The sequence below is a fragment of the Candidatus Pelagibacter sp. PS_44 genome (assembly GCF_059417735.1).
Genome location: NZ_CM182063.1, coordinates 529,921 through 550,081 on the forward strand (window position 1 = coordinate 529,921; position 20,161 = coordinate 550,081).

General features: G+C 27.2%; 22 protein-coding genes and 3 tRNA genes. 6 read left to right on the forward strand and 19 right to left on the reverse strand.

Going from position 1 to position 20,161, the window contains the following annotated elements; translation table 11 throughout:
* Window positions 1-28: 28 nt before the first annotated feature.
* From recJ to AC5SLO_RS02965, 6 genes are all read right to left on the reverse strand, one after another.
* Window positions 29-1,522 carry a single-stranded-DNA-specific exonuclease RecJ gene (recJ, locus tag AC5SLO_RS02940; protein ID WP_494573778.1) on the reverse strand — a complete coding sequence of 498 codons (1,494 nt, stop codon included), beginning with the start codon at window positions 1,520-1,522 and terminating at the stop codon, window positions 29-31.
* A complete protein-coding gene (locus tag AC5SLO_RS02945) occupies window positions 1,468-1,722 on the reverse strand; it encodes a hypothetical protein (protein ID WP_494573693.1) in 255 nt (84 codons plus the stop codon). The genes recJ and AC5SLO_RS02945 overlap by 55 nt, the downstream gene beginning before the upstream one ends.
* Window positions 1,719-2,666 (reverse strand): class II fructose-bisphosphatase, encoded by a 948-nt coding sequence (gene glpX / locus AC5SLO_RS02950; RefSeq protein ID WP_494573694.1) that lies wholly within the window; start codon window positions 2,664-2,666, stop codon window positions 1,719-1,721. The genes AC5SLO_RS02945 and glpX overlap by 4 nt, the downstream gene beginning before the upstream one ends.
* On the reverse strand, window positions 2,666-3,658 hold the full coding sequence (locus AC5SLO_RS02955; protein WP_494573695.1) for a putative transporter: 993 nt from the start codon (window positions 3,656-3,658) through the stop codon (window positions 2,666-2,668). Before AC5SLO_RS02955 ends, glpX begins: the two co-directional genes overlap by 1 nt.
* 3 nt (window positions 3,659-3,661) lie before the next feature.
* Window positions 3,662-3,943 (reverse strand): ETC complex I subunit, encoded by a 282-nt coding sequence (locus AC5SLO_RS02960; protein WP_494573696.1) that lies wholly within the window; start codon window positions 3,941-3,943, stop codon window positions 3,662-3,664.
* Window positions 3,944-3,947: 4 nt separating this feature from the next.
* Window positions 3,948-4,024, reverse strand: a tRNA-Pro gene (locus AC5SLO_RS02965).
* Window positions 4,025-4,117: 93 nt separating this feature from the next.
* Between AC5SLO_RS02965 and AC5SLO_RS02970 the strand changes: the two genes are divergently transcribed.
* Genes AC5SLO_RS02970 through AC5SLO_RS02980 form a run of 3 tightly spaced genes read left to right on the forward strand, consistent with a single transcriptional unit; the run spans window position 4,118 to window position 6,313 of the window.
* Window positions 4,118-4,579, forward strand: coding sequence for a zinc-ribbon domain-containing protein (locus AC5SLO_RS02970; RefSeq protein ID WP_494573697.1), 462 nt, complete (start codon window positions 4,118-4,120; stop codon window positions 4,577-4,579).
* Window positions 4,580-4,582: 3 nt separating this feature from the next.
* Window positions 4,583-5,755 carry a Na+/H+ antiporter NhaA gene (nhaA, locus tag AC5SLO_RS02975; RefSeq protein WP_494573698.1) on the forward strand — a complete coding sequence of 391 codons (1,173 nt, stop codon included), beginning with the start codon at window positions 4,583-4,585 and terminating at the stop codon, window positions 5,753-5,755.
* 45 nt (window positions 5,756-5,800) lie between these two features.
* Window positions 5,801-6,313: a glutathione peroxidase gene (locus tag AC5SLO_RS02980; RefSeq protein ID WP_494573699.1), complete on the forward strand. Its 513-nt coding sequence runs from the start codon at window positions 5,801-5,803 to the stop codon at window positions 6,311-6,313.
* On the opposite strand, the gene AC5SLO_RS02985 is transcribed toward AC5SLO_RS02980, so the two are convergent.
* From AC5SLO_RS02985 to rarD, 9 genes are read right to left on the reverse strand one after another with little or no spacing between them, the layout of a single operon-like run.
* On the reverse strand, window positions 6,308-7,081 hold the full coding sequence (locus AC5SLO_RS02985) for an MBL fold metallo-hydrolase (RefSeq protein ID WP_494573700.1): 774 nt from the start codon (window positions 7,079-7,081) through the stop codon (window positions 6,308-6,310). The two genes, AC5SLO_RS02980 and AC5SLO_RS02985, sit on opposite strands and share 6 nt — an antisense overlap.
* A complete protein-coding gene (locus AC5SLO_RS02990; protein ID WP_494573701.1) occupies window positions 7,081-7,845 on the reverse strand; it encodes a TatD family hydrolase in 765 nt (254 codons plus the stop codon). The genes AC5SLO_RS02985 and AC5SLO_RS02990 overlap by 1 nt, the downstream gene beginning before the upstream one ends.
* Complete coding sequence (gene metG / locus AC5SLO_RS02995) at window positions 7,838-9,376, reverse strand: methionine--tRNA ligase (protein ID WP_494573702.1); 1,539 nt, start codon at window positions 9,374-9,376, stop codon at window positions 7,838-7,840. Before metG ends, AC5SLO_RS02990 begins: the two co-directional genes overlap by 8 nt.
* Complete coding sequence (locus AC5SLO_RS03000) at window positions 9,377-10,309, reverse strand: DNA polymerase III delta subunit-related protein (protein ID WP_494573703.1); 933 nt, start codon at window positions 10,307-10,309, stop codon at window positions 9,377-9,379.
* Window positions 10,310-10,313: 4 nt separating this feature from the next.
* On the reverse strand, window positions 10,314-10,874 hold the full coding sequence (gene tmk / locus AC5SLO_RS03005) for a dTMP kinase (protein WP_494573779.1): 561 nt from the start codon (window positions 10,872-10,874) through the stop codon (window positions 10,314-10,316).
* Window positions 10,875-10,916: 42 nt separating this feature from the next.
* A complete protein-coding gene (locus AC5SLO_RS03010) occupies window positions 10,917-12,071 on the reverse strand; it encodes a D-alanyl-D-alanine carboxypeptidase family protein (protein WP_494573704.1) in 1,155 nt (384 codons plus the stop codon).
* On the reverse strand, window positions 12,068-12,820 hold the full coding sequence (locus AC5SLO_RS03015; RefSeq protein ID WP_494573705.1) for a hypothetical protein: 753 nt from the start codon (window positions 12,818-12,820) through the stop codon (window positions 12,068-12,070). Before AC5SLO_RS03015 ends, AC5SLO_RS03010 begins: the two co-directional genes overlap by 4 nt.
* Complete coding sequence (locus AC5SLO_RS03020; protein ID WP_494573706.1) at window positions 12,810-13,811, reverse strand: lytic murein transglycosylase; 1,002 nt, start codon at window positions 13,809-13,811, stop codon at window positions 12,810-12,812. Before AC5SLO_RS03020 ends, AC5SLO_RS03015 begins: the two co-directional genes overlap by 11 nt.
* Window positions 13,798-14,679, reverse strand: coding sequence for an EamA family transporter RarD (gene rarD / locus AC5SLO_RS03025; protein WP_494573707.1), 882 nt, complete (start codon window positions 14,677-14,679; stop codon window positions 13,798-13,800). The genes AC5SLO_RS03020 and rarD overlap by 14 nt, the downstream gene beginning before the upstream one ends.
* An 89-nt stretch (window positions 14,680-14,768) precedes the next feature.
* Here rarD and AC5SLO_RS03030 point away from each other — a divergent pair.
* Window positions 14,769-14,858, forward strand: a tRNA-Ser gene (locus tag AC5SLO_RS03030).
* Here AC5SLO_RS03030 and AC5SLO_RS03035 read toward each other — a convergent pair.
* Window positions 14,859-15,122, reverse strand: a complete 264-nt coding sequence (locus AC5SLO_RS03035) for a succinate dehydrogenase assembly factor 2 (protein ID WP_494573708.1) — start codon at window positions 15,120-15,122, stop codon at window positions 14,859-14,861.
* A 27-nt stretch (window positions 15,123-15,149) separates the two neighbouring features.
* Here AC5SLO_RS03035 and recG point away from each other — a divergent pair, with 27 nt between their 5' ends.
* The gene (recG, locus tag AC5SLO_RS03040; protein WP_494573709.1) at window positions 15,150-17,201 is read left to right on the forward strand and encodes an ATP-dependent DNA helicase RecG; all 2,052 of its coding nucleotides are present in this window, start codon (window positions 15,150-15,152) and stop codon (window positions 17,199-17,201) included.
* On the opposite strand, the gene AC5SLO_RS03045 is transcribed toward recG, so the two are convergent.
* Entirely contained in the window at window positions 17,198-17,809 is a 612-nt protein-coding gene (locus AC5SLO_RS03045; RefSeq protein WP_494573710.1) for a DUF502 domain-containing protein, read from the reverse strand. The genes recG and AC5SLO_RS03045 overlap by 4 nt on opposite strands.
* Window positions 17,810-17,932: 123 nt before the next feature.
* Between AC5SLO_RS03045 and AC5SLO_RS03050 the strand changes: the two genes are divergently transcribed.
* A complete protein-coding gene (locus AC5SLO_RS03050) occupies window positions 17,933-18,760 on the forward strand; it encodes a M48 family metallopeptidase (protein WP_494573711.1) in 828 nt (275 codons plus the stop codon).
* A gap of 11 nt (window positions 18,761-18,771) precedes the next feature.
* Here the strand turns inward: AC5SLO_RS03050 and AC5SLO_RS03055 are convergent.
* Both AC5SLO_RS03055 and tgt read right to left on the reverse strand, forming a co-directional pair.
* A tRNA-Lys gene (locus tag AC5SLO_RS03055) sits at window positions 18,772-18,847 on the reverse strand.
* A gap of 200 nt (window positions 18,848-19,047) precedes the next feature.
* Window positions 19,048-20,160, reverse strand: coding sequence for a tRNA guanosine(34) transglycosylase Tgt (gene tgt, locus AC5SLO_RS03060; RefSeq protein WP_494573712.1), 1,113 nt, complete (start codon window positions 20,158-20,160; stop codon window positions 19,048-19,050).
* Between the last annotated feature and the right edge of the window lies 1 nt (window position 20,161).

Sequence of the window (20,161 nt, forward strand, 5' to 3'; positions counted from 1 at the left end):
AAAGTCATTATTTATCAAGCGCAATAAACTATAGCACAATGTCTCTTATAGTTAATTGTAGAGTTTTTTTATTATTCCATATGCTTTCACTTATTTGTCCTATAACATTAATATTTTTTTTATACCCTATTAAAAAATCAGCCATTTTAGTATTAATAGAATTAAAGGATATACATTTAATAGAAAATCCTGTTTTTGACTTTAATATCAATGATATGTGGCTGTTATTCAATATTTTGGATTTTAGAATTGTTAAATCTTTTATTAAAAATGTCGGTAACGTGTTTCCAGTTCCAAAAGGTTCTATTTTTTTTAAATTTTCATAAAATTCTTTCTTTAAAGAATGAGATGAAATTTCTGAGTCGTAATAAAAAGTATTATTTCTCAAATTTATATTTTTTTGAAAATCTTCCAATATATAATCAGTAAATATTTTAAGATTTTCTTTACTCAAAGTAAATCCAGCGGCCATATTATGACCTCCTCCTCCAATTATTATATTTTCATCTAACAAATTCTTAATAACTCGTCCAATATTATAATTATAAACAGATCTTGCAGATCCTTTTAATAAATCATTTGATGAAGTGATAACAATAGATGGTTTGTTAAAAAATTCTTTCAATCTTGCTGCAATAATTCCAATCAAACCCTCATTAATATTTGGACTATAGTAGATGATTACATCTTTGTTATTCTCTTCGATTTTTTTAAAATTAATCTCATTTAATATCAAACCTTCAATATGTTTTCTTTTTTCATTCAATTTTATTAAATCTATACACTTATCATTTATGATTTTATCATTCGGTGATGATAGTACCTCCGTAGCATATTCAGATTTGCCCAATCTTCCACCAGCATTCAATATTGGTCCAATTAAATAGCCAAGATCATTAATACTAATTTTGTTTTTCTTATTATTTAATTCAAATAATGTTTTAATTAGAAGATTTTTTTCAATATCAAAATTATTAAGCGCATTTATTGCAATCAATCTATTGAGTTTTCTTATAGGCATTACATCACATACTGTAGCTAATAAAACATAAATCAAATAATCTTTAATTATAGTGTTACACTTGATTTCCTTAATTAATAGATCTAGGAAAAAATAAGAAAGTGTTGTTGCACATAAATAATCATATTCATTATAACCATTATTTTTTTTTGGATTTATAATTGAGTTAGCATCAGGAAACGGTTTATTAATTTCATGGTGATCAATTATTAGAGACTTTATTTTTTTTTCATTTAAAAAATCAATAGCCTCATTAGATGTTGAGCCACAGTCAACCATGATAACTAGTTTTGGATTTCTCAATATTAATTTTTGAAAAAGTTTTTTAGTTGCACCGTAGCCATCTTTTTGTCTGTCGGGTATATAATAAAAATATGGGTGTTTTATATCATCAAGAAATTTAACAAATAATGATGTTGCAGCCGACCCATCTACATCGTAGTCTCCTAAAATGCATATTTTTTCTTTTTTTTTATAGACTCTAAAACTAGTTGAACTGATCTTTTAAAATCATCTGTATTAAGAAAAACATTATTAAGATTAAGATTGTTATTTATTGAAGCGATTTCTTCTTCATTAAATTTTCTTGAAATAATTAATCTGGATAAAGTATCATTAAAACCATAATCTTGTTTTAACTTATCTACTGAATTTTGATTAATTTTTATTTCTTCCCAGTTTTTACCCGAAACTGAAATCATTCTTCAAGAATATTGGATCTTTTTAATATTTCCCTAAAATTAGTATTTTTATGTGTAACTAAAGTTTCTGAATTATACCTATTACCTTGTATGTGAATACCGGATAATACCTCGCTAGAAGTTATTCCTGTTGCACAGAAAATCGAATCTCCCTTAACAATTTCCTTTAATTCATATTTTTTATCTAAATCTTTAATGCCCATTATTTTTGCTTCATTAATATCTTTGTCATTATCAAAAATAAATCTTCCTTGAAAATGACAATTAAAAGCATCAAGAGCAGAAGCTGCCAGGACGCCTTCTGGACCACCACCAATACCTAAAAATATATCCACATTATATTTGGGATTTGAAACATATAAAGCACCTAAAACATCTCCATCAGTAATAAGTTTAATTTTAACATTAAGCTGTTTTAGTTCTTCAATAATTTTTTTATGTCTTGGCCTATCCATTACACAAGCTGTAATAGATGAAATGTCTTTATTTAAAAATTCTGCTAAATTAGAAATATTTTTCTTTATTGAAAAATCAAGATCAATTAAACCCTTTTCTATATTACCGGTAGCAATTTTATCCATATATGTTTCTGGTGCATTAAAAAGATTTCCCTTTTCAGAAACAGCAATAACAGATATCGCACCAGGTAAATTATTTGCTGCAAAATTTGTTCCTTCGAGGGGATCTACCGCAATATCAAACTCGGGTCCTTTTTTGTTTCCTAATTTTTCTCCTGTATATAAAAGTGGTGCCTCATCTAATGCTCCTTCACCTATAACAATAGTGCCATTCATATCTATTTTATTAAGCTCAATTCTCATAGCATCCACAGCGGCTTGATCAGCTGCAATCTTATCTTTTTTTCCAACTAAATAAGATGAAGCCAATGCTGCTCTAGATGAAACATTTACAAAGTGTTCAATATACTTTTTGTCTAATGACATTAAAATTTTTCTTCAACTGTTTTTGATAAATTAATTTTAGTTTCAAATTCTCTCAACCTTTTATAAACACTTGCTAATTCTATAATAGTTGGCCATGCTTTTATAAGGTACTGCATTGAACCTTCAACTCTACCAAAGGCTCTAATAATCTGCTGCATAACTCCTAGTGTTACTACACCTGCAACAATAGCTGGGGCTAAAAAAACATAAGCAGACAATACATTAGCCTGCAAATAAGCCATTCTCCCAATATTAAAATAAAGATAACGTAAATATTTTAAATAATGGATTGAACGAACATCTTCAAATAATTCATTAATTGTTTTTGGTCTTATGCTGCCATCATCTTCGGCTATTACTAATATTTTTCTATATGCAGCTTCTTTTTTTTGTACATCATATTCGACACCAACAAGTCTTAATAGCCAGCCTAAACCTATTAAAAATATAGTCCCACCAATAGTCCACAAAAGAGCACCCGTAATTAATCCATATTGCCAATCCCCAAAAAAGAAAATTGGTATACCAATTGATAACCCTAATAATATTGGAATAAATTGGATTAAAAGCATTACTGACTCTATAAATGAAGTGCCAAGATCTTCCATATAACGAGTAAATTTAATTGTGTCTTCTTGTACTCTCTGTGATGCACCTTCAATTTTACCAGCTTTGTCGTAGACCGTATGGTACCACTCAACCATTGAAGCTCTCCATCTAAATAAAAAGTGCGAAGTAAAAAAAATAATGACAACATAAAGAGCAATATAAATACCTGCGAGTGAAATAAACGATACTAAAGTAGCCCAATATTCTTCAATAGTTATTGCATTAGGTGTAGCAAGAGCTTTTTGAATCATGTCGTAAAAAACACCAAACCACTCATTAATTTTTACATCAATTATAACTTGTACCCATAATGATAATAAAATTGTAAATGACCCAACCCACGACCACAAAAACCATTTTCTTAATTTAAAAAATCTAAACATATTTTATTTTAAAAAATTATCTGCGTATGACTTTTTAATAGTTTTTCTTTTTTGAGGTTCGATAATTTCAAAATCTATTTTATTTTTTTTTGCATATTCAATGGCTAACTCTTTTGTAGAAAATTCTAAATTTAATTCTGATAATGTATCTGAACTAGATTCCCATCCCATTAAAGGATTTAATCCCGAGTCATTTGTTTCAAATCTAATAAGCCATTTATCAGATTTACCAAGTCCAGACTGCATTGAGTTTTTTGTTGGAATATAAATTATTGCTTTTTTCATAAAATGGTCGGGGCGGCAGGATTTGAACCTGCGACCCTCTGGTCCCAAACCAGATGCGCTACCAGGCTGCGCTACGCCCCGATTGAGGTACTAATACATTAGATATTCATAATTTCAAAGAATAAAGAACATCAAAAATAAGGCTTTTTAAGAAGAATCGTATATACAGACTATATGATCGTTCAATGTAACAATTGTCATAAAAAGTTTAATTTAGACGCCAATCTAATTCCAGAAGAAGGTCGTCTGTTACAGTGTAGTGCTTGTAACAATACATGGTTTTTCAAAAAAAAAATAGAGACACCTCAAGAATTAACTAAACTTGAAATTCAAAATAATAAAGAAGAAGAGACTATATCTCCAAAAGAGGATCATGTAAATTCTTCTGAAAAATCCTCAAATGATGAAATAAAAAATGTTAAAGAAGAAAGAATTATTGAACCCCTGCCTGATAAAAAAAATTATAGAATATTAAATATATTAGTTGTCTCAATAATATCTTTTGCTGCTTTTATTATTATTATAGATACTTTTAAAACACCTTTAGGAAAAATTGTCCCAGATACTGAACTTTTACTTTATAATTTGTATGAAACATTTAGGGATATAGGTCTATTTATTCGTGATTTATTCTAATTTATGATCAAAACTTTATCAAAGCCCTTTAAATGGTTTTTTCAATTGGAGGCAGCAAGTGGATTAGTTTTATTGATTGCTGCAATAATCGCTCTTGTAATAAGTAATTCAAATCTAAGTGAATTATATTTTAATACGCTTGAACAATATTTATTTATTGGTGTAAATAATTTTGGCCTAAAACTTTCTGTTCATCATTGGATTAACGACTTGCTAATGGCTGTTTTTTTCTTTTTCGTTACTTTAGAAATTAAAAGAGAATTTATACAAGGTGAGCTTTCTAATTTAAAAAAAGCACTACTTCCAATCATAGGTGCGGTTGGAGGGATGGTAATTCCTGCGCTAGTTTATGTTTCAATAAATCTTGGTAATTCAGAAACATTAAATGGTTGGGCTATACCCTCAGCAACAGATATTGCTTTCTCTTTAGGTATATTATCTTTATTAGGATCAAGAGTTCCAATTTCATTAAAGATTTTTTTAACTGCTCTGGCAATTATTGATGATCTTGGTGCTATATTAATTATTGCTTTTTTCTATTCAGGAGATCTAAGTATTAGTTATTTAAGTTTAATTTTGATTTCTTATATTTTGTTACTAATATTAAATAAGTTTGGCATTAAGAAATTTATTCCTTATTTGATAATTGGATCCTTTATGTGGTTTTTTACTTACAAATCTGGCATTCATGCAACTATTGCAGGTGTTTTACTTGCATCAACAATACCTCATAGAGCTAAAGAAAAAGACTTTTCTTTATTAATTAAACTTGAGCACGCAATAAGCCCTTATGTAGCCTTCATCATTATGCCTATATTTGCTTTTGCAAATGCTGGTGTGAATTTAACAGGATTATCATTTTCTAGTTTGTTGGCCCCCGTTCCATTGGGTATATTATTAGGATTATTTGTTGGTAAGCAAGTTGGCGTGATGGTTATATCATATCTTGCAGTAAAATTAGGAGCAGCACAAATGCCCGATAAGTCTAACTGGTTAAGTTTATATGGTGTTTCAATATTAACTGGTATTGGTTTTACTATGAGTTTGTTTGTTGGAAATTTAGCATTTGTTGAAAATACTCAGTATATGGATGGTGTAAAAATTGGTGTTCTTTCTGGTTCTCTTTTATCAACTATATTTGGCTATTTTATTTTATTATATGCCTCTAAAAAATAGATCATGTATAATAGTAAATATTTCATAATTATATTAACAATATTAATGTTCTCTTTTTTTAACAAGGTCGATGCAAAATATGAAAAAATATTTTTTGATCATACTATCAAAAATATAAACAATGAAGTTATTGATTTAAATCAATACAAAGGAAAAACTATTTTACTAGTAAACGTAGCTAGTAAGTGTGGTTTTACAAAACAATATACTGGACTACAGGAACTATTCGAAAAATATAGAGATAAAGGTTTTTATGTTATAGGAGTGCCATCAAATCAATTTGGAGGTCAAGAACCAGGATCTAATGCAGAAATTAAAGATTTTTGTGAAACTAATTTTAATATTACTTTTCCATTGACAGATAAGTTTGATGTTAAAGGAGACAATGCTCACGAAATATATAAATGGGCAAAGAAAAATTATGGTACCTCTACAGTTCCAAAATGGAATTTTCATAAAATATTGATTAATAAACAGGGTAAAATAGAAGACACTTTTAATTCTTTTGTAACACCCATGTCAGGAAAAATTATTAATAAGATAGAGTCGGTATTATAAATTTACTGTAAGTCCATCAAAACCAGGAATAATTTTTTTTGGTAATTTTTCTTTTAACTTATCATAATCAAGATCACTGTGCATATTTGTCAAAATTGTTTTTTTTGGTGAAAGATCTCTAACCAGTTCTAAGACTTGATCAAGATTAAAATGAGCAGAATGATCTCTATACCACAAGCAATCTATAATTAAGTAATCAATTTTTTTTAATTTTGTATAATCTTTTTTAAAAAATAAACTTATATCACTAGCATATGCCAATTTTTTATTAATTATATAACAAACACTTTTAATTTTACCATGTTCAACTGGTATAGATTCAATTAAAATTTTTTTATTCTTATTAATGAACATATGCTTATTCTTAAGAGGGTTAATCTTTAGTGTTGATGGATATCCATGTGAAGATTTAAAACAATAACCGAAAGTTGATAGCAAATATTTAGTTGTAAGATTATCTGCATATACAGGAATTTGTTTTTTATTAATCAGAAAAAAAGGTCTTAAATCATTAATACCATGAGTTTGATCGGCATGTAGATGTGTATAAAAAACTCTGCTAATTTTTTTAATTTTATTTTGTAAAAGTTGTGTTCTTAAATCAGGAGAGGTATCAATTAAGATGTTTTGATTATCAAATTTAATCAAGGCGGAACATCGTGTTCTAAAGTTTTTTTTATTTCTTAGATCGCAATTACCAGAGTAACCATCAGCTCTAGGTACTCCCATTGAACTCCCACTACCGAGTATGACAAATTTAACTGACATTAAAAACCAAAAAGTCTATTAAAATTATCAGTTGTCAAATTTGACATATCTTTAATAGTTTGATTTTTAATTAAAGATAATTTTTCGAGTGTATATTTAACAAAGCTAGGTTCATTTTTTTTTCCTCTCATAGGTATAGGAGCTAAGAAAGGACTATCAGTTTCTACAAGAAGTCTATTTAATGGAATAGTTTTAAATGTATCTTGTAATTCAAGGCTATTCTTAAATGTGATTATTCCACTTGCAGAAAAAAATGCATCTAAATCTAATAATTTATTGGCAAAAGTTGCAGAGCCCGTAAAACAATGCATTAAAATTTTTAATCCTTGTGATTTGTAAGATTTTAGAATTTGGTAAGTTTCCTCTTCAGCCTCTCTTGAATGAATAATAATGGGCTTATCTAGGGCTATTGCAGCATCAATATGTGCCTTAAAACAACTTATTTGCTTTTTTCTATCACTATGGTCATAAAAAAAATCTAATCCTGTTTCTCCCACTCCAATTATCTTGTCATTTTGGTTAACTTCTTTGATTATGAAATTTTTATCTACTGATAAATTTTCGTTAGTTTCATGAGGATGGATTCCAAATGTTCCATATATAATTGGATCTTTTTTTATAATTTCTTTAATTCTATTAAAACTATCTAATGTAGTGCATATTGTTAATAATTTAGTTATGCCCACATCTTTAGACCTTTTAATAACTTCGTCTAAATTTTCTAAAAGCGGTTCATGATCTAAGTGACAATGTGAATCAATCATTTTTTTCAATCTTTTTAAACAAAATATCAATTTTATTAATTATCTCTCCCGACTTAAGAAAATTATTTTCTCCTATAGAATTAAAGTCAATGTCTTCTTCTTTAAGACCAAATATATTTAGAGCTTTGATGGCTGACTCTGGAATAATAGGATAAAGCATGAAAGTAATTTTTCTAATCATTTCAAGAGATGTATATATTATTGTAGCAAGTCTTTGTGGGTCATCTTTTTTTTTCCAAGGTTCTTGATCATTAAAGTATTTATTTGCTTCAAATAGTGCATTAATAATAAAGTTAATATAGTAATTTATGTTCTGATTATCAATTTCTTTACGTATTAAAGGCATATTATCTGAAAATTTATTTAACATTAATAAATCCTCCTCAATAAAATTTTTGATATCAGGAACTTTGGATTGACAATTTTTTTCAGCAAATGCTGTAACTCTTTGGCATAAATTGCCATAATTATTTGCAAGATCACTATTAATACAGTCTTCTAACCTGTCTTGAGAAATATTACCATCATTACCAAAAGAAACCTCTTTAATTAAATAATATCTCAAGGGGTCAAGGCCATAAGTTTCAATAATATCAAGAGGGTCAAGTATATTACCTTTTGATTTTGACATTTTTTCGTCGCCAGACAAAATCCAACCATGACCATAAACTTTATTTGGTAATGTAATTTTTGCTGCCATTAAAAAAGCTGGCCAATAAACAGCATGAAATCTTAATATATCTTTGCCTATTAAGTGAACTGAGGCAGGCCAAAAATTTTTAAACAAATCATCATCTGTATTTGGATAATTTAAAGCACTAATATAGTTAGTTAATGCATCTAACCAAACATAGATAACATGTTTTGGGTTATTTGGAACTTTAATCCCCCAAGAAAAAGCTTTACGACTTATTGATAAATCCTTTAAACCACTTTTTACAAAACTGATGACTTCATTTTTTCTAGATTTTGGTGAAATAAAATCTGGGTTATCTTTATAATATTCAAGCAACTTATCCTGCCATTTAGATAAACGAAAAAAATAAGATTCTTCTTCAATCCATTCAACAGGGGATCCAGATGAAGTAGCTATCTTAATATTTTCTTTTTCGGAAATCTCTTCTTCTGTATAAAAAGCTTCGTCTGAAACAGAATACCAACCTGAATATTTAGATAAGTAGATATCATCATTTTTCTCAAGTTGAGCCCATAAATATTGAACTGTTTTTTTATGCCTATCTTCAGTAGTTCTAATAAAATCAGTATTTGATAAGTTTAATGTATTAGACAAATTTCTAAAAGTTTGACTTATCTCATCACAAAAAATTTGAGGATCTATATTTTTACTTTCAGCTGCTCTTTGAATCTTTAAGCCATGTTCGTCTGTACCAGTTAAAAAATGTACTTTAAAACCATCAATACGTTTAAATCTAGCAAAAAAATCAGCTGTTATACTTGAGTATGCGTGCCCCATATGTGGCTTTGCTGAAGGATAATAAATTGGTGTAGTGATATAAAAATTTTTATTCATTTATAATATTTTTGATTTAAATTCTAAAAATAAACTCTCTTCATCAAGGTTGAATTTTTCAGTATTATTAATTTTTTGAATAAAACTTTGATAAAAATTTAGTAAAAAATTTTTATTATTTGATGTTTTATATCTTTTTAATAAAAATAATTCGATAAAATTAATTAACAAATTTTTAATAAATATATTTTTTTTATAATATGTATTTTCAATAATTAAACTTATTATAGAAGAGACATCATGGTCCTTAAGATTAATTTGTTTTTCTTCTGCAAATTGAACCAATTTAATAATTTCACCAGGGGTACAATAATAATTAATCAAATCATGATTTAAATCATTTAAAATATTTTGATTAAGTATTTGATTGCATATATTGACAGTTTCATCAAAAGAAAAATGAATTTTAAATGTTATACATCTAGATTTTAGAGTGGGTAACATATTTTTTTCACTATTATTTATTAAGATAAAATAAATATTTTCATTAGGCTCTTCTATGATTTTAAGTAAAGCATTAATAGAATTTTTGTTAAGATACTCAACATTATCAATCATTATAAATCGATCTTGATTATTAAAAGTAGATTTATTTGTATAAGAGATCATTCCTCTTATCTGAGCAACATCTATATTTTTTTTCTCAGCCAGTAAATCAATCAAATAAAAATTTGGATGAGAGTTATTCTGTAATAACTTGAAAGATTTATTTTCAGAATTAATCTTATTTTCAATTAAATCATATTTTAATTCTTCATCTTTTGATAAAAAAAAATTGACTAAATGATAAGCAAAAGTGGATTTACCTGAACCTTTTTTGCCCGATAATAAAATCTTATTAGGCATTTTTCTATTATTATAAAGTTGAATAATTTCATTAAAAAAATATTTATAGCCATAAATTGATGTATTTTCTGAAGGTTCTAAATTCATATCCTTAAATTAAACTTTTGATTTTATCCAATATAATCTTTTCATTAATCTTTATATTCATATTAGAATTAATCTTAATATATTTTTTTGGTTTTAATTTTAATAGTTTTATAAAGCCATTTTGAACTTTATTATAAAATTTAGTATCGAACTTATCGTATCTATTAAGTCTCTTTCTCTGGCCAAGTCTTTTTTTCATATTATAATTATTGACTATATTTAAAAAAGTAAAATCAATTTTTATATCTTTTAGTAAATGATTATTAATATTTTCTATTAATTTACGATTTACACCCATCCCATAATGCTGATATGCAATTGTAGAATCAGAGAAACGATCTATTAATATAATTTTTTTACCTTTATTTTTTTTAATAAGTTCAATATTTTCACTTCTTGCAGATAAATATAAAAGCAGATCAGTTTCTTTATTAAAGTTAGATTTATTATCTAAAATAAGTTTTCTAATTCTTTCTGAATTAACACTTCCACCAGGTTCTCTGATTTTTATAAAAGCAATATTTTTTTTTTTAAAAAAAAAGAAACTTTTTTGATATGATGAGATTTGCCAGTCCCTTCTATACCCTCAAAGACAATAATTGGTTTTTTAGACATCGCCCCATATTAAAAAATTAATAGATTTCATTAATCTAGAGAAAATATTTAATTTTTTAACATCTTCGAATGCTAATAAGTCATATTCTTCAATAAATTCACCTTTATAACTTAGGTTTAATTTACCAATTACATCATCTTTCTTAATAGGAGCATGTATTGGACCATTATACTTTAATGTAACTTTTAATAAACTTTTTCTTCCTTTGTTAATTACTTTATAAATATCTTTATTAACATAGGTCTTTACAGTGTTTTTTTTACCCAGCCATACTTCAACATCTTCAATAGGAGTGTCACTTTGTGTAACTTTAACCAAATCAAAATTCGTCAATCCCCATTTTATAAGTTTAGAGCTTTCACGAGATCTATCACTTTTTGTATCAAAACCACTTCCAACTGCAATTAACCTTCTACCATTTCTATCAACAGAAGAGGCTAAAGAATATTTTTCGACCGCCAGGTAACCAGTTTTAATACCGTCTGCACCAATTGAGGAATATAATAGTGGATTTCTATTTCCTTGTGTTATTGGGTCACCTCCAGTTCTATCCCAAGTAAATTCTTTTTCAGCAAAAATTTTATATTCTTCAGGAAAATTTTTTATAAGGTAGTTTGACATAATCATTATGTCTCTTACAGTAGATACATTTTTTGTGTTATTTATTCCTGACGAATTAGCAAAATTAGTATTTTCCATACCAATTTCTTTTGCTTTGGCAGTCATCATGATTGCAAATTCATCTTCTGTACCAGCAATGCCCTCGGCTAGAGCTACACAAGCATCATTACCAGAAGCAACTATTATCCCTTTGAGCAAATTTTCTACAGTAACTTCGTCTCCAACCATAATAAACATTGATGAATAACCAGCTGATGATAATCGCCATGCATTTTCAGATACTGTAAATTTTTCATCTAGACTTAAGTCACCTTTTTTTATCAAATCAAAAGCAATTATAGCAGTCATGATTTTTGTCATAGAAGCAGGATAAATTGATTTATCAGGTTCTTTTTCAAATAAAATTTCACCAGACAGGTAGTCTTGTAGGATAGCTGTTCTTGCCTTAATATCAAATGAAGCTTTTACACTAAATGTAAATGATAAAAGTGTAAATAGTACTAAGAAAAATTTTGTTTTAATCATTTTATAATTTCAATGTTTTCAAATTCTAATATGTTTATATCATTAAAGGATTTTTGTAGAGCATTAATGTTGTAGAATGGACCTAAGTAAACTCTATATTTATTTTTCATAATTTTCTCAATTTTAACGTCTGTAACATTTGTTTCATTGCTGATTCTATTAGTTAATAGCAAAGCTGTATCTTTAAAGTAGAAATCAGCTATTTTAATTTTATATAAAAATTTATTTGTAGTTTTAGTTAAACTTTCAATTTTTGTATTATTTAAATCACTAATACTAATATCGTTAACTGGTGCTTTAGTGACAACTTCTTTTTCTTCTTCAAAAGTTTTAGCTCTTTTTGCAACAAAAACTGAGTTTTCTAGGATTTCTAAAATCTCTACATATGGCTCTTCTTTATCTAAATTTATTTCATCTGCTATACGAATTGATAAAACAGAATTATTAAAAGAGGGATAGTTAGCTTTATTTCCAACAGTTGCTATTATTGATTTTTCATTTTTTATATTAGTAATTTTAACTTTTGTATTTTTTTTTAAATTTTTTTGAAAAATTATAAGACTCCTTTCGTCTATTTTTCTAGAAATTATTTTTTCCTTTAAAAGATTTTCATTATATATAAGTGCAAACCCTTTGTTAATAAAAGGATCTTCTAAAAATTGAGACGACTTAATTTTTGTTTGATTGATGCTAGCACAGTTACTTATAAATATTATAAATAAAAAAAGAAATATCTTTTTATAGAGCATTTTCAAATTTTTCTTTTAAAGTACAAACAGCTAGAGCAAAACGTAATGATCTATTCCATTGGAGAATTTTTTCATAATTTTCAAAAACAATATAAGCAGGTTCTAAATTTTGTGCTTCAGGAATAATATCTTTATCTGGGGTAATAATTGAGGCTATCATATTGTTGTCAATATTTGTAAAATTATCATTTTTAATTATATATTTTTTTAAAGTCTTAAATTTTTGCTTGCTGTGCAAATTTCTTGCTGATGTATTTAATATATTTTGGGGTACATTTTTATCTAATTTTACTCTAATAAAACAAGGTTGATTTTTTTTCCAACCTATTTTGTTTATATAGTTTGCAGCTGAAGCAAAAGCATCTTTTGTTGACTTTAATTCAATAATATTATTCTGATCAAAATCAATAGCATAACGCTCCATAGTAGAAGGCATAAATTGAAAATATCCAAAAGCCCCTGCCCAAGAACCATATAGGATGTCATGATTAATTTTTTTACTATCTATCAATTTAAGTATTGTAATAAGTTCTTTTGTGAAAAACTCAGATCTTCTTTCATCAAAACTCAATGTTGCAAGAGATGATAAAATATCCATCTTGCCGACATAAGTTCCAAAATTAGTTTCAATACCCATTAGTGCTAAAAGCAATTCTTTTTCAACAGAAAATTTATCATCAATGAGATTTATAAAATCTTTATTCGACCTATAAATATCACTCCCCTTCTTTAATTTCTGATCTGAAGTTCTTTTGGATATGTATAATTTTGTATCCTCATAAAATTCAGGCTGAAAACGGTCATACTTTATTACCTTTGGTAAAAACACAACATCAGACATTGCAAGGTCAAAAGTTCTTTCAGAAACACCTTGTTTTAAAGCATAAATTTTAAAATTTTTTAACCATTTAGAAAAATCATTTTCATCTGCCATTAAGTTGCTGGCAAAAAATATAAAAAATATTATCGATAAATATCTAATTATTTTCATATAAATCTTTTAAATAAATAATTACAGCAATCCAAATTAAAATGAAACTTAATGATTTATCGAGAGAAAAAGTTTCATTATAGTAAAAAAAACCCAGTAAAAACTGAAATGTAGGAGTTATATAAAAAATCATTCCAGTTGGTCCTAATCCTGACAGTTCAACACCTCTTACATATAAAAATAAAGGAATCACTGTCATTGGACCAGCCAACATTAATATAAACATTAATGGTATATTGTTAAAACTGAAATAATTTTGACCATTTTGATATAAAAGATAAAATCCTAACAAGGCAAATGGTAAAATAAATAAGCTTTCTATTAATAGACCAATATCTGTATCTACATTAACCTTTTTTCTTATCAGATTATAAAGCCCCCAGCTTACACCTACAATTATTCCCACCCAAGGTATTGAGTCAAAGTTTTTAAACAATAAGAAAATTATTGAAATCAATACCAAAATAATTGACAGACCTCTTTTTTGATTTATTTTTTCATCATAAAAAATATATCCTAAAAAAACACTCAAAATTGGCATAATAAAATAACCAAAACTAGCATCTATAATTTTTTCATTTCCTACAGCATAGATCCAGGTCGCCCAATTGAGAAATATTAATACACTTGAAAAAAATAATAGTGTTATATTTCTAATACTAGATATTATTTCAAAAAAAATACTCCATTTTGAAAAATAAAAAGTAGTTATTATCAGCATTACCGCTGTCCATACGCATCTATGAATTACCACTTCTATAGATCCAGTGTAGGAAATAAACTTAAAATAGATTATACCAATTACTCCCCACCAAAAAGATCCTAGGGCTGTTAAAATAATACCTTTATTGAATTTATTATTTTTCATTATAAATATTTCAAATATTAGCTCATTATTTATTCAATTTATCTATTTTATTGTTGAATTAAAAAATTATGATAATAAAACGTTGTTACGGAGAGATGGCAGAGTGGTTGAATGCACCGGTCTTGAAAACCGGCAAAGGGGCAACTCTTTCCTGAGTTCGAATCTCAGTCTCTCCGCCATTAATCTGATCTGTATTCATAATTTTTAAATAATTCAATAACTTTGTTATTTTCAAAAAATTTGTCTGTTTGTATATTGTGATTTAGCTTATAGAGATCTTCATCATCGTTATCCAATAGATTGCTTAAAAGTATGAGATCATTTTCATTAAGTTTATTTATATATTTTTTAGTAAAAGAAGTTAAAAGTTTATCCATTTCCTTTGTACCTCTATAAGTAGCACGGTAAATTATTTTATTTTTTAAATCCTTTATATTAATCATTGTAATTACTATTATATTCTATCTATCATGAAAAATAAGAATAATTACGATTATTTATTATCAGATCTTACAAAACTAAATGGTGTTGGAAAAAAAACCATGGATATTTTGAAGAAAAAAAAAGTTAATACAATTTTTGATTTATTGTGGAGGCTACCGAAATCTTATACAGATAGATCATTAGTCACTAAAATTTCTGACCTTCAAATTAATAAAGTTCAAACAATTAGAATAATACCGGCAAAATATCAATTTCCTAGAGTAAGAAACTTACCAAATAGAGTGAATTGCTCAGATGAGACTGGCAAAATTGATTGTATTTTTTTTCATAGTTATGAAGGATATGTAAGAAAAATTTTGCCACTTAATCAAGAAGTTACTATTAGTGGTAAAATCACATCTTTTAAGGGCAAATATCAAATAACAAATCCAACATATGTTTCACAGGACAGTTCATTAATAGAGACGGTTCATAATAAATATTCTCTTACCGAAGGTATTACTGAAAAAAATTATAATAAAATTATTAAACAAATATTAGAAAATTTACCTATTTTAAATGAATGGCATGACAAAGAAATATTAGAAAGATTTAAAAATGAAAGTTGGAATGAGTCAATTATCAAATTACATGACCCAGAAAATATCCAAAATTACAAAGCAAACTTTTATCAAAGGCTAGCTTACGATGAAATATTTGCATCATTTCTTGTAAATTCAGAAATTCGAAAAAAAATTAAGAAAATTAAAAAGACTTCAAAAAAAATTACAGATAACTCATATAACCAAATAATTAATAAACTTAATTTTAAATTAACAAATGATCAAAAAAAATCATTATCCGAAATCAATAAAGACTTAAGCTCAAACAGTAAAATGTTTAGACTTTTACAAGGTGACGTAGGTAGTGGAAAAACTATTGTAGCATTAGTTTCTGCATTAAGTGTTATAAATTCAAATTTCCAAGTAGCTCTAATGGCGCCCACAGAAATATTAGCTAGACAACATTACTCCTTAGCTAAAAAACTATTTCCTGAAAATATATCTATAGAATTGCTTTCAAGTAAAAGTGAAAACATGGATAAGAAAAGAATTATCAAAGAATTAAAAAATAATAAAATTAAAATGATTTTTGGAACCCATGCAATATTTCAAAAGAAAATATTATTTAATAAATTGGGCTATATAATTATTGATGAGCAACATAAATTTGGTGTTAGGCAAAGAAAATTATTATCTGACAAAGGTGGAGATAATTGTGATGTACTTTTGATGTCTGCAACGCCTATACCAAGAACTTTAACTATGTCTGTTTATGGTGACATGGATGTATCAATAATTAGAGAAAAACCTAATAATCGTAAAGAAGTTAAAACCTATAGTAAACTAGAGACTAAAATGGACGATGTTATCAAATTTGTTAAAAGAGAAATTACAGGAGGCAATCAAGTTTTCTGGGTATGTCCTTTAATTGAAGAGTCTAAAAAATTAGATCATCAATCCTCTGTAAATAAATATGAGTATTTAAATAAAATCTTTCCAAATAAAGTAGCCTTAATTCATGGGAAAATTGAAAATGATGAAAAGGAGGAAATTCTTTATAAGTTTCTTAATAAAAAATATTCAATATTGGTTTCAACAACAATAATTGAAGTTGGGATAGATTTTCCGAATGCCAATGTAATTATAATTGAAAATGCTAATAAATTTGGATTGTCACAACTCCATCAATTAAGAGGTCGCGTTGGTAGAGGCAACAAACAAGCAAGCTGTATTCTAATGTTTAAATCTAATTTAAGTGTCAATGCAAAAAAAAGGATTAATATATTGAAAAATTCTAGTGATGGCTTTGAAATATCAGAAGAAGATATGAGGCTTAGAGGATTTGGCGACTTATTAGGATTTAAACAAAGTGGTGCTAAAAATTTTAGGTTAGCTGATCCTATACAAAATGAAGATTTATTTATCTTGGCAGAAAAACAAATTCAAAAAATTGAACAAGAAAATATTAATATAGAAAAGTATAGACCTTTACTAAAATTATATGATCAAGCTGATATTATTAATGATATAGTTTAATTTTTTGGATTTGAGGTTCCTGCAGAAACAATAAATTTTGATGCTTCTTCAAATGTCATGTCCAGATAAACTAGCTCTTCTTTAGGTATCATCAGTAAAAAACCACTTGTTGGGTTTGGTGTTGTTGGAACAAAAACGTTTACAAGATTTAATTTAGTTTTAGTTTTAATTTCGCCAGTATTTTCTTTGGTAGCAAAACCAACCGCCCATGAGCCTTTTCTTGGATACTCAACCAAAACAACACTTTTTTTATTTCCTTCCTGCTCTCTAAATGAATCTGTCATCTGACCTATAGCCGAATATATTGTTCTCAAAATAGGTATTCTCTTAAAAAGATCATCAACTAATTGTAAAAATTTTTTCCCAATAAAAGATAATGAGAGACCCCCTACGATTGTAATAAATATAATTGTCAAAATTATTTCAATTCCAGGAATTGAATAAGGAAGATAAGTATTTGGATTTAGTCCAGCTGGAACTAATTTTGTTGAAAAATTAATTAAAAATTTACTTAAATAAAGTGTAAATCCAATTGGAACAAGTACAATTACCCCAGTGAAAAAATAATTTCTTAATTTCAAGGTTAATGATTTTTTCTTTTTTGACATTTTGTATTAATTGTAGCTAGAATAAATTACAAATGAAATCGTAATAATGAAAAGAACTAATAATATTTTGTTGTTTAAATTCATATATGATAATGATTATATAATTATCAAATTTTATAAAAAATGAATAGAAGAAAATTTTTAAATGTAATGGGATGTGGATGTTCAGGTCTACTGATTAATGCTTGCTCTACAACGCCTATTACAGATCGTAGACAATTCAAAATTATACCTGAGGCTAAATTAAACGCTCAGGCAGCTCAAATTTATGAAAAAGTAAAAGAAAAAGAAAAAATGAGTGATGATAAAAAAACACTTAATGAAATTAAAGATATTGGAAAACGGATGGAAGATTCAATATCGGAATATTTTTATAGAGCAGGACTAGATGACCCAACAGTAAATTTTGATTGGGAGTATATATTAATTGATAACAAAAAGATCAAAAATGCCTGGTGTATGCCGGGTGGTAAAATTGCTGTCTATACAGGAATTCTTGAGGTTACCAAGAATACTAATGGTTTAGCTTCAGTGATGGGTCATGAGATAGCCCATGCTGTTGCAAAGCATTCTGTTGAAAGAGCTAGTAGAAGTGTTTTATTAAATACAAGTACTCAACTTATTGATATTTTTTCAGGAGGTAAATTATCACAAGTTAATAGAGTAACTGGTATGAATACTGTTGGTTTGTTATCTCAAATAGGAATAATGAATCCCTTCTCTAGAACTCAAGAAAGTGAAGCTGATTATTTAGGAATGATTTTTGCTTCATTATCTGGATTTGATATTAGAGAAACAAAAAAATTGTGGGAACGAATGAAAGAGTCCAATAAAGGGAAAGAACCACCTCAGTTTATGAGCACCCATCCCTCTTCTTCTAAGAGAATAAAAGATCTTTCAGAATGGGAAAACAGTGTGATACTTGACTATCCACCAATTAATATCAGTTAATTTTATTTTATTGGTGAGCCCTGATGGACTCGAACCATCGACCCATTCCTTAAAAGGGAATTGCTCTACCAACTGAGCTAAGGGCCCACATAAAATTTAAAAAAGTTGAGATTATGTTTTTTTTTATCATATTTTAAAAAAAAACTTTTGGTGAAGCCTTCTTTAAAATTTTTAAATTTCTTTACACTTAAAAATTTAAACAATAAAAAAATATCTAAACTTAAATAAATTTTATTACCAAAAAACAATTATTTATTCGATAACTTGTTAAATTGCAAATATTTTTATTACAACCTACCAATGTATTCATCGTGAAACTTGTTAAATGTACCATTTTTAATATTATCTCTTATGGCAGACATTAATTCTTGATAAAAGTTGATATTATGTAGAGTTAAAAGAGTAGAGCCTAAAATTTCATTTGTATTAAATAAATGGTTTAAATAATTTTTAGAATATTTATTAAGACTTAAATTAGAACAATTAATATCTAATGGCTCATTGTCATTTTTATATTTATTATTTTTAATGTTCAAACGTCCATTCCAAGTAAAAGCTAGACCTGTCCTTCCTGCTCTTGTTGGCATAACGCAATCAAACATATCAACACCTCTTTTAACAGCACCAAGAATATCTGTAGGTGTTCCAACGCCCATTAAATAGCGAGGTTTATCACTCAGCATATGTTCTTTGATATCATCTAAAACATTAAACATTTCTTTTTGCGTCTCACCTACTGCAAGTCCTCCAATTGCATAACCATCAAAGTCAATTTTAGTTAAGGCATTAAGCGACTTTAATCTAAGATCCTTGAATAATCCTCCTTGAACAATACCAAAAAGAGCTTTATGGGGATTTGAGCCAAATGCTATTTTTGATCTCTCGGCCCAATAAATTGAAAGTTCCATTGATTTATTAATGATGTTGTAATCACTAGTTTTTTTTGGACATTCGTCCATGATCATTACAATGTCTGAGTCTAATCCTTTTTGAATACGGATACTTTCTTCAGGGCTTAAAATAAATTTTTTTCCATCAACATGTGAATTAAAAATCGCACCTTTTTCTCTATCTACTTTATTTAGTTTGGATAAAGACATTACTTGAAATCCTCCAGAGTCTGTAAGAATAGGAAGTTTGCAATTCATAAATTTATGAAGACCACCAGCACTAATAATTCTTTCAACTCCAGGTCTAATCATTAAATGATAAGTGTTACAAAGAATAATTTCTGAACCTGTTTTTATAACATCATCAATTAAGCAGGCCTTAACAGTTGCCTGTGTTCCAACTGGCATGAAAGCTGGAGTTTGAATATTTCCTCTATGAGTTTCAATTACACCGGCTCTGGCAAAGTTATCATTTCCCAAGACATTAAAATTAAATTTTTTTAACGTCATT

What these genes read in the sequence shown, in the direction of transcription:
- AC5SLO_RS02945 (WP_494573693.1), bottom strand. Translation starts at nt 1,722, where the DNA reads ATGATTTCAGTTTCGGGTAAAAACTGGGAAGAAATAAAAATTAATCAA.
- AC5SLO_RS02960 (WP_494573696.1), bottom strand. Translation starts at nt 3,943, where the DNA reads ATGAAAAAAGCAATAATTTATATTCCAACAAAAAACTCAATGCAGTCT.
- AC5SLO_RS03000 (WP_494573703.1), bottom strand. Translation starts at nt 10,309, where the DNA reads ATGAATTTAGAACCTTCAGAAAATACATCAATTTATGGCTATAAATAT.
- AC5SLO_RS03035 (WP_494573708.1), bottom strand. Translation starts at nt 15,122, where the DNA reads ATGATTAATATAAAGGATTTAAAAAATAAAATAATTTACCGTGCTACT.
- glpX (WP_494573694.1), bottom strand. Translation starts at nt 2,666, where the DNA reads ATGTCATTAGACAAAAAGTATATTGAACACTTTGTAAATGTTTCATCT.
- AC5SLO_RS02985 (WP_494573700.1), bottom strand. Translation starts at nt 7,081, where the DNA reads ATGTCAGTTAAATTTGTCATACTCGGTAGTGGGAGTTCAATGGGAGTA.
- AC5SLO_RS03015 (WP_494573705.1), bottom strand. Translation starts at nt 12,820, where the DNA reads ATGCTCTATAAAAAGATATTTCTTTTTTTATTTATAATATTTATAAGT.
- AC5SLO_RS03050 (WP_494573711.1), top strand. Translation starts at nt 17,933, where the DNA reads ATGAATAGAAGAAAATTTTTAAATGTAATGGGATGTGGATGTTCAGGT.
- nhaA (WP_494573698.1), top strand. Translation starts at nt 4,583, where the DNA reads ATGATCAAAACTTTATCAAAGCCCTTTAAATGGTTTTTTCAATTGGAG.
- metG (WP_494573702.1), bottom strand. Translation starts at nt 9,376, where the DNA reads ATGAATAAAAATTTTTATATCACTACACCAATTTATTATCCTTCAGCA.
- AC5SLO_RS02990 (WP_494573701.1), bottom strand. Translation starts at nt 7,845, where the DNA reads ATGATTGATTCACATTGTCACTTAGATCATGAACCGCTTTTAGAAAAT.
- AC5SLO_RS02955 (WP_494573695.1), bottom strand. Translation starts at nt 3,658, where the DNA reads ATGTTTAGATTTTTTAAATTAAGAAAATGGTTTTTGTGGTCGTGGGTT.
- AC5SLO_RS02980 (WP_494573699.1), top strand. Translation starts at nt 5,801, where the DNA reads ATGTTCTCTTTTTTTAACAAGGTCGATGCAAAATATGAAAAAATATTT.
- tgt (WP_494573712.1), bottom strand. Translation starts at nt 20,160, where the DNA reads ATGACGTTAAAAAAATTTAATTTTAATGTCTTGGGAAATGATAACTTT.
- AC5SLO_RS03020 (WP_494573706.1), bottom strand. Translation starts at nt 13,811, where the DNA reads ATGAAAATAATTAGATATTTATCGATAATATTTTTTATATTTTTTGCC.
- rarD (WP_494573707.1), bottom strand. Translation starts at nt 14,679, where the DNA reads ATGAAAAATAATAAATTCAATAAAGGTATTATTTTAACAGCCCTAGGA.
- AC5SLO_RS03045 (WP_494573710.1), bottom strand. Translation starts at nt 17,809, where the DNA reads ATGTCAAAAAAGAAAAAATCATTAACCTTGAAATTAAGAAATTATTTT.
- AC5SLO_RS03010 (WP_494573704.1), bottom strand. Translation starts at nt 12,071, where the DNA reads ATGATTAAAACAAAATTTTTCTTAGTACTATTTACACTTTTATCATTT.
- AC5SLO_RS02970 (WP_494573697.1), top strand. Translation starts at nt 4,118, where the DNA reads ATGATCGTTCAATGTAACAATTGTCATAAAAAGTTTAATTTAGACGCC.
- recG (WP_494573709.1), top strand. Translation starts at nt 15,150, where the DNA reads ATGAAAAATAAGAATAATTACGATTATTTATTATCAGATCTTACAAAA.